Raw genomic sequence first — 13,607 nt, forward strand, 5'->3', positions numbered from 1 at the left:
TAAAGTCAATTCGGCGACACGTCATTGAATGGACACGGTCGTGCCACAGAATGGTAACGGCCGGTTACTACATTGGCTGGCATGTCGTCCTATTCCTTACGATCAGGAAAGCCTAATGCGAGAACTGCCGACGCCTACGCTCCCTTTTGCCTCGCTTCCCCTCGACACGACGCGGCGTCACCTGCCGCGCGCTGCTGAAACCGTCACATCCGAGTACCGTCTGCGTGCCGCATGGGCGCGCACGGAAGACGAACTGCGCGAGGCACAGCGCCTGCGTTACACCGTCTTCGCCGAAGAGATGGGCGCGCAACTCAGCGGCCCCTCCGGTCTCGATGTCGATCCGTTCGATGCCTATTGCGACCACTTGCTGGTGCGCGATCTCGACACGCTGAAGGTGGTCGGCACGTACCGCGTGCTGCCGCCGCACGAGGCCGCGCGTGTCGGGCGTCTGTACGCGGAAGGCGAATTCGACCTGTCGCGCCTGACTCACCTGCGCGGCAAGATGGTCGAGGTCGGCCGGTCATGCGTGCACAGCGACTACCGCAGCGGCGCCGTGATCATGGCGCTGTGGGGCGGCCTCGGCGCCTACATGATGCAGAATGGCTACGAGACGATGCTCGGCTGCGCGAGCGTGTCGATGGCCGATGGCGGCCACTATGCGGCGAACCTGTATCAGTCGCTGTCGGCCAACGCGCTGACGGCGCCCGAATACCGCGCGTTCCCGCATACGGCGCTGCCGGTCGACGAACTGCAGACGGGCACCGTCGTCGCGCCGCCGCCGCTGATCAAGGGCTATCTGCGCCTCGGTGCGAAGATTTGCGGCGCGCCGGCCTGGGATCCCGACTTCAACTGCGCGGATTTCCTGACGCTGTTCCGGCTGTCGGACATCAACGCCCGTTACGCTCGTCACTTCCTGGGCTGAGCAGACCGTATCGCGCGCCGCGCCCGTCGCGGCGCGCACGCATGCGAACGCCGTCGCGTGGCACCCCGCCACCCGACGGCGTTCGGCTATTCGGACGATGTCGGCCTATCCGGCCCTGTTAATTTGAACGGTACGCGGTGACCACCGTGCGAGCGGGCGCACGTTCGGGGCGGGTCCCGCAGGCGGCGACCCGGACGACAGGGCGGCTTGCCTAGTGCTTGCGCCGCCAGTCGAGCAGATGGTGTTCGGCCATCCAGTGATGGACCATCCCTTCGCCGCCGTGGCTGCGCTTGTATTCGCGCGATTCGAAGTACGACAGGGCGACGAGCACCATCAGGCCGACGAACAGGCCGATCAGGCCAGCGATCTCTTCAGACGACATGGCAGCCTCCTTTCAACGGGCACAGCGCCATGGCTTCATAATAGAACATCCGCGGGGCGACCCCTAACCCGGAATTCCGCTAGACTCGGCGCGGTCCCGGCGCGCGATGGGCGCGCCGTTTTCCGGAGAGCCTTCCCGATGACTCGTTTCATGCTGGCCGTGCTGGCCGCGTCCATTCTTGCCGGCTGTTCCAGCGATCCGCACCAGGCCCGTCGCGGCCACCCGCCGCAAGATCCGGCCGATTACCACGGCGTGCCGACCGACATGACGCCGCCGTCGATGCTGGGCGCGCCGGCGCCGGCACCCGCACCCGCGCAATAACGTCCGGCCCGCGTGGCCGTCAGGCGCCGGCCGCGGGCGCGTCGGCGCCGATTCGCCGCACGAGCGCCGGCAGATAGCGTGCGAGCGTCGCGCCGCGCGCGACCATGAACAACAGCAGCGCGAACCACAGCCCGTGATTGCCGAACGGGCCGACGATGGTCAGCGTCGCCGCGATGAAGATCGCGAACGACGCGACCATCGCGCGCATCAGCGATTGCGTCTGCGTCGCGCCGATGAACACGCCGTCGAGCAGGAATCCCCACACGGACACGATCGGCGAGATCGCCGCCCACGGCAGGTATTGCAGCGCGACCGCGCGGATCTCGGCCTGGTCGGTCAGCTGCGCGACGATCCATCCGCCGGCCGCCCAGTAGACGAGCGCGAACAGCAGCGCACCGAGCGCGGACCACAGCAACGTGACGCGCACGGCCTGCCGGAATGCGGCGCGGTCGCGCGCGCCGGCCGCGGCGCCGACGAGCGCCTCGGCCGCATGCGCGAAACCGTCGAGCCCGTACGCCATGAACGTCTGAAAATTCAGCAGCAAAGCGTTGGCCGCGAGCGTCGCATCGCCCTGTTTCGCGCCGAGATGCGCGAACCACCCGAACGCGCCGAGCAGGCACATCGTGCGCAGGAAGATGTCGCGATTGAGTACGATCAGCCGCTTGAGCGCCGCACGGTCCGCCAGCGCACGCGCGGCGATGGGCGCGAGGCCCCGCGGCCGCAGCTGCCACAGCATCCAGGCGCCGAGCGCGAAGCCGCATGCGTCGGCGGTCGCGGTCGCCGCACCGATCCCGGCAATGCCCCAGCCGAAGCCGTACACATACAACAGCACGGCACCGATGTTCACCGCATTGATGAAGACCTGCGCGATGAGCGCGAGCCGCACGCGCTGCACGCCGAGCAGGTAGCCGAGCACGACGTAGTTCGCGAGCGCGAACGGCGCGCTCCAGATCCGCGCGTGGCCGTAGGCCAGCGCGGTTGCGCGAACCGCGTCGCTGCCGCCCAGCGCGGACAGCGCGAACGACAGCAGCGGCACCTGCAGCGCGAGCACCGCGGCGCCGAGGGCGAACGCGACGATCAGCGCGCGCAGCACGTTCAGGCGGATGCCGGCGGCGTCGCCGGCGCCGTGCGCCTGCGCGACGAGGCCGGTCGTGCCCATGCGCAGGAAGCCGAAGCCCCAGAACACGAAATTGAAGAACAGTCCGCCGAGCGCGACGCCGCCGAGATACTGCGCGCCGTCGAGGTGGCCGGCGACGGCCGTGTCGACCGCGCCGAGGATCGGCTGGGTCAGGTTCGCCAGGACGATCGGGAACGCGAGCGCGAGGACGCGCCGGTGCGAGACGGCGCCCGATCCGGTGCCGACTGCGTGCGGTAATGCGGAATCGGACATGGCGGACGCGTCAGGCGCGTTCCTGCACGCAGACCCACGGCGACACGACGACCGCCCACAGCTCGGGATTGCGCGCCGCGAAGTCGGCGGCCGTTTCCGCTGGCATGCGCGCGACGAGGCCGGACGACAGCCAGCGCGTGACCTGTTGCGCATCGTCGCTGGCAATCGCTTCCGCGACGCTGACGAGATCGAGATCGCGCGCGACCGACAGCAGCTTGCCCTGCGCGAAGAAGCGCTCGAGATCGCACCAGTCGATCTTGGCGGTTTCGCCGAGGAGTTTGGCGTAGAGCGGGCTGTGCGACGCGCCCGCGGCGGATTCGTGTTGGTGGGAGGACATCGTTGTGCGTTGGAAAGACTGCGTGGCGCCACTATAAACCATCCGGACGACCGGCCGGCGGCCCGGCGCGGCCCACGCGGTTCAAGCGTCGCGCAACGCGCGGCGGACGATCTTGCCGGTCGCCGTCATCGGCAGGCTGTCGACGAACGCGATCGCCCGCGGGTACTCGTGCGCGGCCAGGCGCGTGCGCACGTGCGCCTGCAGCGCCTGGACGAGCGCGTCGTCGCCGACATGGCCGGGGTTCAGCACGACGAACGCCTTGACGATCTCGGTGCGCGTCGGGTCGCGCACGCCGACGACGGCCGCCATCCGCACCGCCGGATGCGTGAGCAGGCAGTCCTCGATCGGCCCCGGGCCGATCCGGTAGCCGGCGCTCGTGATCACGTCGTCATCGCGGCCGACGAAGCGCACGAACCCGTCCGCGTCGATCGTGCCGGTGTCGCCGGTGAGCAGGTAGTCACCCGCGAACTTGTCGCGCGTCGCGGCGGGATTGCGCCAGTATTCGATGAACATCACCGGGTCGGGGCGGCGCACCGCGATGCGTCCCTCGACGCCCGGCGGCAGCGGCGTGCCGTGCTCGTCGACGATCGCGACCGTATGGCCGGGCACGGCCTTGCCGATCGCACCGGGCTGCGCGTCGAACAGCGCGGCGCACGACGATAGCACCATGTTGCATTCGGTCTGTCCGTAGAACTCGTTGATCGTCACGCCGAGCGCGTCGCGTCCCCAGGCCGTCAGTTCGGTGCCGAGCGATTCCCCGCCGCTCGCGACCGATTTCAGCGCCAGCGTGTAGCGCTCGCGCGGTGCCGGCACCGCGCGCATCAGCTTCAGCGCGGTGGGCGGCAGGAACGCGTGAGTCACGCCGTGCCGCGCCATCAGCGCGAACGCGGCCTCGCCGTCGAACTTCTCGAAGCGGCGCGCGAGCACGGGCACGCCGTGATGCCACGACGGCAGCAGCACGTCGAGCAGGCCGCCGATCCACGCCCAGTCGGCGGGCGTCCAGAACAGGCGCGCGTCGCGCGGAAAGCATTGCTGCGACATCTCGACGCCCGGCAGGTGACCGAGCAGCACGCGATGGGCGTGCAGCGCGCCTTTCGGCTTGCCGGTCGTGCCGGACGTATAGATGATCACCGCCGGATCGTCGGCGGCGGTGTCGGCCGGCACGAAGTCCGGCGATTCGGCCGCGAGGGCCGCGTCGTAGCGAAGCACGCCCGGCGCGTCGGGCACGTCGTCGCCGATGCAGTAGCACGTGCGCAGCGTCGGCAGTTGCGCGCGCAGCGGCGCGATCTTCGCGTAGCCGGCCGCGTCGGTGACGAGCGCGGCGGCTTCGCTGTTCGCGAGCCGGTATTCGAGCGCGTCGGTGCCGAACAGCGTGAACAGCGGCACCGCGATCGCGCCGAGCTTGTACGCGGCGAGATGGGCAATCGCCGTTTCGGGACCCTGCGCGAGGAAGATGGCGATCCGGTCGCCGCGTTGCAAACCCGCACGCGCAAAGCTGTTCGCGAGCCGGTTAGAAGCATTCCTCAGGTCGTCGAATGTGATGCGCGACACGTCGCCTCGCGACGTTTCGTGGATCAGCGCGAGGCGTCCGCGGCCGTCGGCCCACTTGTCGCAGACGTCCACCGCGATGTTGTAGCGGGCCGGAACCTCCCACCGGAAGCGGGAGAGCAGGTCGTCGTAGCGCTCGGCGGCGGGCAGCATCGCGGGTCTCCTTCATGTCGATCGACGGATCCGGTCGATGGTTTACATCAACATTTCACGCGACCTAACCACAATGGCGTGCGAGAGATAGGGAATGTGCGGACTCGTCCAACGGGTGCGGCTCAGTGCACGATTCCGCAATGACGCATAAGATCACGACAAAACAGTGATGTAACCATGGATTTGCTTTTGATAGCTGCGGGGTTCAGCCTGTTCGGAATCGGGGCGCTGGTGGTGTTTGCCAGCCGCGTCGATCCGTTGTCCGGCCGTTTCACCGGCCGTCTGCGCAAGCGCTGACACAACCTTCCCGATTCTCCTCGCGACGACATGCGATGCATGCCGCCATCGCGTGTCGTCCTGTCGATGCCGGGCGCGTTCAGCGCGCCGGCAGGTAGCGTGCCGGATCGATCGAGCGGCCGCCGTAACGCAGCTCGAAATGCAGCGCGACGCGATCGCTGTCGCTGTTGCCCATCTCCGCGATCGTCTGCCCCTGGGTGACCGACTGACCTTCCTTCACGAGCAGCGCACGGTTGTGTGCGTACGCCGTCAGGTAATCGGCGTTGTGCTTGAGGATGATCAGGTTGCCGTAGCCGCGCAATCCGTTACCCGCATAGACTACCGTGCCTGGCGCGGCGGCCAGCACCGGCGAGCCTGCGGCGTTCGCGATATCGATGCCCTTGGATTTCGAACCGTCGAACGTGCGCACCACGTTGCCGGCGGCCGGCCAGATCAGCGCGATGCTGCTGGCCGGCTTGACGGCCGATTCGACCGGCGCGGAAGGCGCGGGGCGACTGCGCCCCGCGCTGCCGGTGCCGGTGGTCGACGCGGTCGTGGTGCCGGGCGGCGGCGCGACGCGCAACACCTGGCCGACCTCGATCGCATCGGGGTTCGTGATCTGGTTCCAGCGCACGATGTTCGCCATCGACGTGCGATTCTCGCGCGCGATCTTGTAGAGCGTGTCGCCGCGCTCGACGCGGTAGTAACCGGGGCCGACGGGCGCGGAGCCGCACGCGACGAGCAGCGCGGCGCAGGCGGCCGCGACGAGTCGCTTCGTTGTTGTTCCGAACATTGAACCTCGCAAAACCCTGCCGCGTGATGCGGCAGGCAATACAAAACGTCAGATTTTAACGGGTTCGACCCGAGCGCCGCAGTTTCGCACCCTCGCGCGCCGTTTCGGCGCGCGAGGGCATCAGCCCGCGAGCGGCAGCACGCGGATGCGCAGCGTGGCCGTTTCGGTCGCGCCCTGCGCGAGCATGCGCAGCCCGAGACCGTTGTGGATCGCGTCCGGCAGGCCGAGCCATGGCTCGACGCAGTAGAAGTCCGATTCCGGCTTTTCGGTCCAGGTCGTGACCGCGTACCACGGGATCGAGCCCGGTACGTCGAGCGCGATCTCGATCGTGCGGCGGCGACCCGGCATCACGATGCGCACCGGCCTGGACGGCGCGCCGTCCAGGCAGTGGAAGCGGTCGAGGATGTCCGGATCGTCGAGCGTGTAACGCGCGTCGCCGCGTTCGGGCGCGCTGATGGAGCCGTCGGCGTTCTGCGCGCAGCGGTGCGTGGGCGGCAGCTCGAGCGTGGTTTGCGCGCGCTCGCCGTGCGGCAGCGCGAAATAGAAATGGTGGCCCGCGTAGTAGGGCAGCGGCGCGTCGCCGCGGTTGGTCGTGGTGAGTGCGACCTCCAGCGTGTGCGCGTCGGCGAGCCGGTAGGTCGTTTCGAAGCGGAAATCGAACGGGTAGCTCGCGTGCAGCGCTTCATTGCCTTCCAGCGTCATCGTGAGTGCGGCGCCGTCGGCCGACGGTTGTGCCGCGAACGGCAGGTCACGCGCGAAACCGTGCATCGGCAGGTCGCGGACCACGCCGGCGGCATCGCGCCAGCGGCCCAGTTCGCCGTCGACGCGGTGGCGGCCGAGGAACGGGAACAGCAGCGGATTGCCGCCGCGCACGCGCGCGAGGTTGCTCCAGTCGGCCGTTTCCGGCCAGAAGATGATCGGCTCGCCGTCGACGTGCCACGACAGCAGGCGGCCGCCGAATTGCGGGGCGACCCGAACGAGCGACGGGCCGGCGTGAAGTTCGTGAATGTCGTGCTGCTGGAAGATCGGCATGGCGAATCGGTATGAACAGGGTGGGTGGCGGGCGCGATGGCGCGCTCCATTATCGGGCCGCGACGCGGTCGGGGAAAACCCTTCTCGGGGAAATCGCGAGTTTTTCAGATTGTCAGCTGTCGGGATAATGCCTCTAAACCGGTGAGGTTGCCGGGTCATGACACTTCGAGGAGCGGCCATGGATCTGGCAATGGCAATGGGAATCGCACTGTTCGGCATGTTCACCGGCAGCACGGTATTGTTTTTCTACCAGCTCGGCCGCTGACGGCAATTTCTGCCGGAATCGAAAGGCCCGCCATGCAAATGGCGGGCTTTTTGCTTTCCGAACGCTTACAAATTGCAAGCGTTTGTGTGCATTGCCGCAATAAGCTGCCAAATGCCTTGGCGCGGTAATCCTGGCTGGGCATAATCGGGGCGCGTTTTTTCGGACGCGCGCTGCGTCGTCCGCTTGTTCACCCGATTGCTCATCACTAAAAGGACCGACGCGTGAGTCTCTGGTTTCTGGTATTCCTGAGCGTCCTGCAGGGCGTTACCGAACTCTTCCCCGTCAGCAGTCTCGGCCACACGCTGCTCGTGCCGGCGTTGTTCGGCATGCACATCGACAAGCATGCGCCGCAGTTGTTGCCGTTCCTCGTCGCGCTGCACCTCGGCACCGCGCTCGCGCTGTTGTGGTATTTCCGTGCGCGCTGGATTGCGCTGATCAGCGGCTTCTTCGCGCAACTCGGCGGGCGCAAGAACGACGACGGGCACCTGATGTGGGCGCTGATCATCGGCACGATCCCGACCGGGATCGTCGGTTTGCTGCTCGAGAAGCGCCTCGAGCGCGTGTTCCACGATCTGCGGATCGTCGCGGTCGCGCTGATCATCAACGGCGTGCTGCTGTGGGTCGGTGATCGCATCCAGCGCAGTCGGGCGCACCAGGCACCTGAGAAGATGACGTTCAAGCAGGCGTTCTTCGTGGGCCTCGCGCAGATCGGCGCGCTGATTCCGGGTTTCTCGCGCAGCGGTCTGACGATGATCGCCGGCAATGTGGCCGGGCTGACGGCGGAGAAGGCGGCGGAGTTTTCATTCCTGCTCGGCACGCCGATCATTTTTGCCGCGGGCGTGCTCGAGTTGCCGAAGCTCTTTCATGCGCGCGACCAGTTCATGGACGCGCTGCTCGGCGGCGTGCTGACGGCGATTGCCGCTTATCTGAGCGTGCGGTTTCTGATGCGCTATTTTGAAGGGCGCGGGCGGTTGGCTTCGTTCGGCGTGTATTGCGTGATCGCCGGCGTGTTCTTCCTCGGCTGGTTCATGCTGCATCCGCAGCCGGTTTGACGGTTGCGGCGCCGGTGTCGCGTGATATGGCGCGATGATCGGGTATAATTTCGGGCTCGGCTTCATGCCGGGCCCGTTTCGTTTCGGGGCTTTGAGTTCGTGGTTGTTGGGGGGGCTCGAAGCTTCGTGCGTCAAATGCGGCCCGGGTTTTGTGGCCGTGTCTTGTTCCCTCGACCGCCCTTAGCTCAGTTGGATAGAGCAACGGCCTTCTAAGCCGTAGGTCACACGTTCGAATCGTGTAGGGCGGGCCAATGGAATCAATGAGTTAGCCCGGTTTTTTGGACCGGGCTTTTTGCTTCTGCGGATGGCCGGAACCAATCCGGAACCTAGTTCGCTCAACGTTGCGGTCTAACCGACTTTACGAATGCGGCATAGGGATTTTCAGCGGGCAAGGGCGGCGGCGCGTCAATGGCTTGTCGTCCGCGCGGACTAAGGCCGAACGCATCGAGTAGCCGGGCCGATTGGGCGCGCGCGTCGCTCAGTGCGCGCAGCGCCGGATGTGCTTTGCTTCCGCCCGACCCGGTCGCAATCGTCAACCCTTCACGGTCCAGCGTCTCGCGTAACTGCGCCTCCGTTGCCAAGGTTTCGGCCAGCAACTCAAGCGCGCGCAGGTCGGACGCGCTCAATAGACCCAAGCTCACGACGAGCGGCGCGACGCGGACCCATTCCGCAGCCGCACGCGATGACATGCCAGCCGGCGGTGGCGGCGCAACGGTCAATTGATCGACCGTGATGCCCTTGAGCCGGTCGGCACGCAACGTACCCGAAAGCGCCTTCGCGGCGTTCGATTTCTGCGGCATGATTCGCTCCCGAAAAATGGTTTTGGTGCTGACGTTGCAAAAATTCGCGTTGCGCCACGATCACTGACGCGATTACGCTAGAGATTACCTACCCCCTACCCATCCTCATACGACCGCACGACCGGCCCGAAAAGACCGTCAACACGGCTCGCTCGCGTCAGCCAAGGCAAAGTGCCAGCGCGCACGCCAACCGCTCAAAACGCCCGCAATTGCTCCGCTACGTTGCGCTCGGTCTCAGCCACCTGTATCCGCAAAATTAGAGCCGCTAGACCCAACGCCGCTACCCAATTACTTGCTCCACGCTACGCCTGCGGCGCGTCCGTCGAACGTTCTCGGGGACGCCCGCCTTGCCTTGCACTGGTGGCTCAATATGGTCCAGCCCCCATCGAGCTTTGGCCGCCGCCCTGCGTAATGCGCGATGCGTGTGCCACTTACATGCTCAGCCCGTCCGGCGTTCGCACATGACGACGTGCAGTTGTGTCGGTCACCACATACGACACCCATACGGCCGGCCCATTATGCGCAATTGCCCCGGCGATATCACCCGACGAAATCACAATTAATCAATAAAATCAATTACTTGCATTGAGGTTAACTTGAATCGCTCCAATCTTGATTCATTGCGGCTTTCCAGGGAGCGCTGCAAAGATCGTAAGGAATATTCGGCGATGTTCGTTCTGGCCGCGAGAGGAGCGTTGTCCGTGTTCGGTCAGGACATTCAATTTTGAACCAGGGTTCCTTCATCGGCCAAAGTGGCAGTCCGCATTTCACTCTTCGATGGAAATTTGTGCCTTCTGCATTTCCCTTAGAGAGTTGCCACGCCATGGCAAGGGTGCTGGCTGGTGCGATGTTCCGCATCTATCGGTAACATATCGGGCAAGCAGGCTGATAGAAACAGACTGCCCCTGGCGGACCCGCAATGTGGCGCTGCAGGCATGGGGTTAACCGCGCAGGAGACCATGAAGGAACACTTATATGTATATCCAAAGAGTAAAAATAAAGAATTTCCGATCATTGACGGATGTCGAAATAAACCTTAAGGATTATACCGCGGTCGTTGGACTTAATGACTCTGGGAAAAGCAACTTTCTTCGCGCATTAAATCTTTTCTTTAATGATCAAACCGATGTTGGAAGTGCGCTTCTCTTCGAAAAAGACTTCAGTCAGCAAGCTAAAATAATTGGGAAAAAGGCGAGGCAAATTGAAATTGAAGTTGAATTTTCGCCACCCAATAACTATGCCGACAGCGATCCGGTTATATGGCAAAAAATTTATCGAGCTGACCTGTTGACGCCATTCCAAGAATCAATATTTCGAACGTCGGGGAAGGATTTTTCAAAAGGATCTCGGACGGAATATTGGGTAAGGCATATCGCATTTGAATACGTTCCGGCGATTCGAGGGAAGGCATTCTTCGCAACCCTGAAACGTCGTCTGTACAACACGTTGGCAGAAACTGTCGCGCCGAAGCTCACTCTTGCGTCGGGTACTTTTTTAGCGGACCTCCGTAAGGAGGTTAAAAAGATTGAATCCGAATCACATCGATTGTTACAGCTGAAAACGGAATTTTCGCTGCCGGTCGATCTAGGTGATTTCTTCGAAATGCTCGATTTTGATTCTGCCGACGATCATTCGAGCACGGCGCTGCAATATCGCGGAGATGGAATTCAAGGGCGGCACATTCCCCTGATACTGAAATTTCTCGCGGACCAAAGGAAAAGCAATTCCGCAAAGGGTAAGCCTCCGTCGGAAACAATATGGGGATTCGAGGAGCCCGAAAATAATCTCGAGCTAACAAAGCAGATTGAAACTGCTGACGAGTTCGCCGAGTACGCAAAATCCGTTCAAATTTTAGTTACTACACATTCTCCTGCGTTTTACGGAAAAGCTAAGCAGGCAGGCGGAATATGTGTTGCCTCCAGAGAGGCTGGAAAAACGTCATTTTCTGAGAATATTTCGGCCGAGAAGATGGACGCTCATCTTGGGCTCATGCCGTTCATTCAGCCATACATCGAAAAGGCAGTCGAAGAGAGAAAAAAATTAATCGCGACCGTTAAGGAGCTAAAAGCCCAATCGCTTGTTCTAGATAAACCTGTGCTATACGTCGAGGGTTCGAGCGACAAATTGATCATCGACGCAGTTTTGAACGCTACTGCCGGCGAGCACAAGGATGCGTTCGAGGTGGTCGCGAAGGATGGCCTTGGTGGTGGCGTAAACTGGATAGTCGGGTGCTGCGTTGCTAGGGCCGCGATGATCGATTTGAATCGCAAGACAGCGGCGTTACTCGACGATGATTCGGCCGGTCAGGAAGGGGCCAAAAAAATCGACGAATATGGGCACGCTATCAATCGTCACGGAAAGATTAAGTGCATTTTCGTTGGAAAGAGCAATGCGGATGATGAGATAAGAAAAATCAAGAAGAGTGGAATTGTTGTTCCGTTTGCAATTGACGAGCTCTGCGGTGCATCTGCTTGGGAATTTGCGGAGACCAAAGGCTGGTTAATTGAACGGGGGGAGGAAATGCTGGTGAGTAACGTTAAACTTTTGAAAAAAGACAAAACGTTTTCCGATGTAATATCCGGAAAAATTGATGATCCACATGCGCGAAGGCTAATCGAATACAAGCTCGACGGAATCAGAAAAGGCAGTTTTGCGAAGCACGTCGCGAAAGCGATTGATGACGGAGCGGAGATCCCGAAGTCGCTCATGGTATTGGTCCAGCAGATTCGAGATTATTTTGGAAATTGATAATGGATGGCGTTGATTCTTGCATTATTGCCCTCAGGGTGCTGCGAAAATAGAAGCCTGGCCGATAAAGACGTTGGATTTTCTCGGCGGTTTGGCGGGAGCGCCAGCGTGAGCAAGTGGCCGTTGCCGTGATTCTATTGACGGCAACGTGCCGATACACAACTTTGCGCGTTAATTCTAGAGGGATCTAAGATTTTAGTTCGTTTCGAAATCAATCGTGGGTGAAGGGGCAGCATCCATGAACGGAAAGTGCCGCCGATGCTGATTCCCACGGCAAGCGTTAGTATTCGCAAGGGTACACTCCAACGTATTCGTAGAGATTGCTCGCAAAAGAAGCGCATTAGCGCGGGACCGAAGCGACGTAACCTTTCGGGCTGAACTTCAGTGGGGCATTTCACGGGGGTGGGCTTTACGACTTGGTACGGCGTCCTTCCCCCGCACCGAATCAAAAGAGAATGCTATAGCTGCCACGCGCCTCGACAAGATACAGGCACTCCAAAAGTCCTTTCGGCGAAGATGCTTACATGATTGGCGCTCCTACTTACATAAGTAAAACGCCTTCTCGATTCGGCCTGCCCCGTGCCTACAAATCGTCCTGCATGTCCGACATGTCGCCGCTGTAGAACGCCGCCGCCCGTCAGGCACCGTCCATAGCAGGGTCTCCGTTCCCGCGTTCGTCGCCGTCGTTCGCACCTTGGACGGCGGCGCGCTTACGCTTGACGTGATATGCCGTCGTAACTGCATGCGCGACCATGTCGAGCGCCGGTTTAGCGTCGCCGTTGCGGTCGGTCCAAACCTTCGGGGTCAGCGTACCGGCCAGCGCGACGGAATCGCCGTCGTCGAGCGCCAACAGCGCGGCCTTCGCGCCGTCCGAGAATGCAATCACGTTCACGAACAGCGCTTCAACGTCGCCTACGGGTACGCGCACCTTCGCGACGACGAACGCCTTGCCGCTCGGGCCGATACGCTCCGTCGGCTTGTTGTACAGCTTCCCGTTTAGGAGGCCGTCAATCATGTGCGCCTCCCGTCGCCCATTCCTCGAACGTCCCGCCGAACACGTCTCGCATTGCGGCATCTACGCCAGGCTTGGCTTCGTCGGTAGCCATCCAGTCGAGCATCACGAAGCTGACTGCCCAATACAACGGCGCGGAGTCGAACTCGATGTGCCCATCGCCACGGCGCATGGCCGACCATTCGAGACTGTACCCCCACAGCAAATGCAGCATCGAATCACGTCCTGGCTCTACATCCCGCGCATCAGCCGGATTCGCACCGATCAGCATCAGTCGCTGTTCCAGCGTTGTGCATGCGTCGATTTCGTCGAAGGCGCACATCAGCCGCTCACCGACTAAGCTGAGCCGATAACGCATGTGTGGCTCGCCCCCGGCGATGATTCGCCGGGCTTCGCGGCGGCACCGCGCCATCAGGTTGCCGAAATGGAGCACGTTAGATGCCCCACCACTGATGAGACCGTTAATCATTTAGCACCTCGCACCATGGAAAAGACGCTTTCCCGAAAACTCCCGAATTGTCCCGAAACGGGAATTTCCGGGAGGTCCACGTTTCCCGAAATTTCCCACCGCCCCTA

The 13,607-nt window shown here is 62.5% G+C and carries 14 protein-coding genes and 1 tRNA gene; 6 read left to right on the forward strand and 9 right to left on the reverse strand.

The annotated features are described in order from the left end of the window. Positions 1-115: 115 nt before the first annotated feature. Positions 116-922, forward strand: a complete 807-nt coding sequence (locus tag FFI87_RS06500; protein ID WP_011656520.1) for a GNAT family N-acetyltransferase — start codon at positions 116-118, stop codon at positions 920-922. Between the two features lie 211 nt (positions 923-1,133). Here the strand turns inward: FFI87_RS06500 and FFI87_RS34425 are convergent, their stop codons facing one another. Then, positions 1,134-1,304, reverse strand: a complete 171-nt coding sequence (locus FFI87_RS34425) for a hypothetical protein (RefSeq protein WP_006750326.1) — start codon at positions 1,302-1,304, stop codon at positions 1,134-1,136. Positions 1,305-1,442: 138 nt separating this feature from the next. On the opposite strand from FFI87_RS34425, the gene FFI87_RS06505 reads away from it, so the two are divergent. Further along, a complete protein-coding gene (locus FFI87_RS06505) occupies positions 1,443-1,625 on the forward strand; it encodes a hypothetical protein (RefSeq protein ID WP_012363581.1) in 183 nt (60 codons plus the stop codon). Between the two features lie 19 nt (positions 1,626-1,644). Here the strand turns inward: FFI87_RS06505 and FFI87_RS06510 are convergent, their stop codons facing one another. The 5 genes from FFI87_RS06510 to FFI87_RS06530 form a co-directional block, all read right to left on the reverse strand. After that, a complete protein-coding gene (locus FFI87_RS06510; protein WP_138847937.1) occupies positions 1,645-3,015 on the reverse strand; it encodes an MATE family efflux transporter in 1,371 nt (456 codons plus the stop codon). Positions 3,016-3,025: 10 nt separating this feature from the next. Then, a complete protein-coding gene (locus FFI87_RS06515) occupies positions 3,026-3,352 on the reverse strand; it encodes a DUF2288 domain-containing protein (RefSeq protein WP_006750329.1) in 327 nt (108 codons plus the stop codon). Positions 3,353-3,433: 81 nt separating this feature from the next. Further along, entirely contained in the window at positions 3,434-5,053 is a 1,620-nt protein-coding gene (locus FFI87_RS06520) for an acyl-CoA synthetase (RefSeq protein WP_138847936.1), read from the reverse strand. Between the two features lie 376 nt (positions 5,054-5,429). After that, the gene (locus FFI87_RS06525; protein WP_138847935.1) at positions 5,430-6,122 is read right to left on the reverse strand and encodes a peptidoglycan DD-metalloendopeptidase family protein; all 693 of its coding nucleotides are present in this window, start codon (positions 6,120-6,122) and stop codon (positions 5,430-5,432) included. A 120-nt stretch (positions 6,123-6,242) separates the two neighbouring features. Then, positions 6,243-7,154: an aldose epimerase gene (locus FFI87_RS06530; RefSeq protein WP_138847934.1), complete on the reverse strand. Its 912-nt coding sequence runs from the start codon at positions 7,152-7,154 to the stop codon at positions 6,243-6,245. A gap of 157 nt (positions 7,155-7,311) precedes the next feature. On the opposite strand from FFI87_RS06530, the gene FFI87_RS34700 reads away from it, so the two are divergent. The 3 genes from FFI87_RS34700 to FFI87_RS06540 all read left to right on the forward strand — a co-directional run bounded on the left by FFI87_RS34700 (position 7,312) and on the right by FFI87_RS06540 (position 8,722). Further along, the gene (locus FFI87_RS34700; protein WP_006750334.1) at positions 7,312-7,419 is read left to right on the forward strand and encodes a hypothetical protein; all 108 of its coding nucleotides are present in this window, start codon (positions 7,312-7,314) and stop codon (positions 7,417-7,419) included. 221 nt (positions 7,420-7,640) lie between these two features. After that, positions 7,641-8,471: an undecaprenyl-diphosphate phosphatase gene (locus FFI87_RS06535; RefSeq protein ID WP_138847933.1), complete on the forward strand. Its 831-nt coding sequence runs from the start codon at positions 7,641-7,643 to the stop codon at positions 8,469-8,471. A gap of 174 nt (positions 8,472-8,645) precedes the next feature. Beyond that, positions 8,646-8,722: transfer RNA gene (locus FFI87_RS06540), tRNA-Arg, on the forward strand. Between the two features lie 84 nt (positions 8,723-8,806). On the opposite strand, the gene FFI87_RS06545 is transcribed toward FFI87_RS06540, so the two are convergent. After that, positions 8,807-9,271, reverse strand: a complete 465-nt coding sequence (locus FFI87_RS06545; protein WP_138847932.1) for a phage terminase small subunit P27 family — start codon at positions 9,269-9,271, stop codon at positions 8,807-8,809. 975 nt (positions 9,272-10,246) lie between these two features. On the opposite strand from FFI87_RS06545, the gene FFI87_RS06550 reads away from it, so the two are divergent. After that, positions 10,247-12,019, forward strand: a complete 1,773-nt coding sequence (locus tag FFI87_RS06550; protein WP_138847931.1) for an ATP-dependent nuclease — start codon at positions 10,247-10,249, stop codon at positions 12,017-12,019. Between the two features lie 637 nt (positions 12,020-12,656). Here the strand turns inward: FFI87_RS06550 and FFI87_RS06555 are convergent. Together FFI87_RS06555 and FFI87_RS06560 are read right to left on the reverse strand one after the other, a co-directional pair. Next, positions 12,657-13,034: a single-stranded DNA-binding protein gene (locus FFI87_RS06555; RefSeq protein WP_138847930.1), complete on the reverse strand. Its 378-nt coding sequence runs from the start codon at positions 13,032-13,034 to the stop codon at positions 12,657-12,659. After that, positions 13,027-13,500 (reverse strand): hypothetical protein, encoded by a 474-nt coding sequence (locus FFI87_RS06560; protein WP_138847929.1) that lies wholly within the window; start codon positions 13,498-13,500, stop codon positions 13,027-13,029. Before FFI87_RS06560 ends, FFI87_RS06555 begins: the two co-directional genes overlap by 8 nt. Between the last annotated feature and the right edge of the window lie 107 nt (positions 13,501-13,607).

Source organism: Burkholderia sp. KBS0801 (assembly GCF_005937855.2).
In the GTDB taxonomy this organism is placed as follows: Bacteria; Pseudomonadota; Gammaproteobacteria; order Burkholderiales; family Burkholderiaceae; genus Burkholderia; species Burkholderia ambifaria.

What these genes read in the sequence shown, in the direction of transcription:
- FFI87_RS06555 (WP_138847930.1), bottom strand. Translation starts at nt 13,034, where the DNA reads ATGATTGACGGCCTCCTAAACGGGAAGCTGTACAACAAGCCGACGGAG.
- FFI87_RS06510 (WP_138847937.1), bottom strand. Translation starts at nt 3,015, where the DNA reads ATGTCCGATTCCGCATTACCGCACGCAGTCGGCACCGGATCGGGCGCC.
- FFI87_RS06560 (WP_138847929.1), bottom strand. Translation starts at nt 13,500, where the DNA reads ATGATTAACGGTCTCATCAGTGGTGGGGCATCTAACGTGCTCCATTTC.
- FFI87_RS06550 (WP_138847931.1), top strand. Translation starts at nt 10,247, where the DNA reads ATGTATATCCAAAGAGTAAAAATAAAGAATTTCCGATCATTGACGGAT.
- FFI87_RS34700 (WP_006750334.1), top strand. Translation starts at nt 7,312, where the DNA reads ATGACACTTCGAGGAGCGGCCATGGATCTGGCAATGGCAATGGGAATC.
- FFI87_RS06520 (WP_138847936.1), bottom strand. Translation starts at nt 5,053, where the DNA reads ATGCTGCCCGCCGCCGAGCGCTACGACGACCTGCTCTCCCGCTTCCGG.
- FFI87_RS06515 (WP_006750329.1), bottom strand. Translation starts at nt 3,352, where the DNA reads ATGTCCTCCCACCAACACGAATCCGCCGCGGGCGCGTCGCACAGCCCG.
- FFI87_RS06525 (WP_138847935.1), bottom strand. Translation starts at nt 6,122, where the DNA reads ATGTTCGGAACAACAACGAAGCGACTCGTCGCGGCCGCCTGCGCCGCG.
- FFI87_RS06505 (WP_012363581.1), top strand. Translation starts at nt 1,443, where the DNA reads ATGACTCGTTTCATGCTGGCCGTGCTGGCCGCGTCCATTCTTGCCGGC.
- FFI87_RS34425 (WP_006750326.1), bottom strand. Translation starts at nt 1,304, where the DNA reads ATGTCGTCTGAAGAGATCGCTGGCCTGATCGGCCTGTTCGTCGGCCTG.
- FFI87_RS06500 (WP_011656520.1), top strand. Translation starts at nt 116, where the DNA reads ATGCGAGAACTGCCGACGCCTACGCTCCCTTTTGCCTCGCTTCCCCTC.
- FFI87_RS06545 (WP_138847932.1), bottom strand. Translation starts at nt 9,271, where the DNA reads ATGCCGCAGAAATCGAACGCCGCGAAGGCGCTTTCGGGTACGTTGCGT.
- FFI87_RS06530 (WP_138847934.1), bottom strand. Translation starts at nt 7,154, where the DNA reads ATGCCGATCTTCCAGCAGCACGACATTCACGAACTTCACGCCGGCCCG.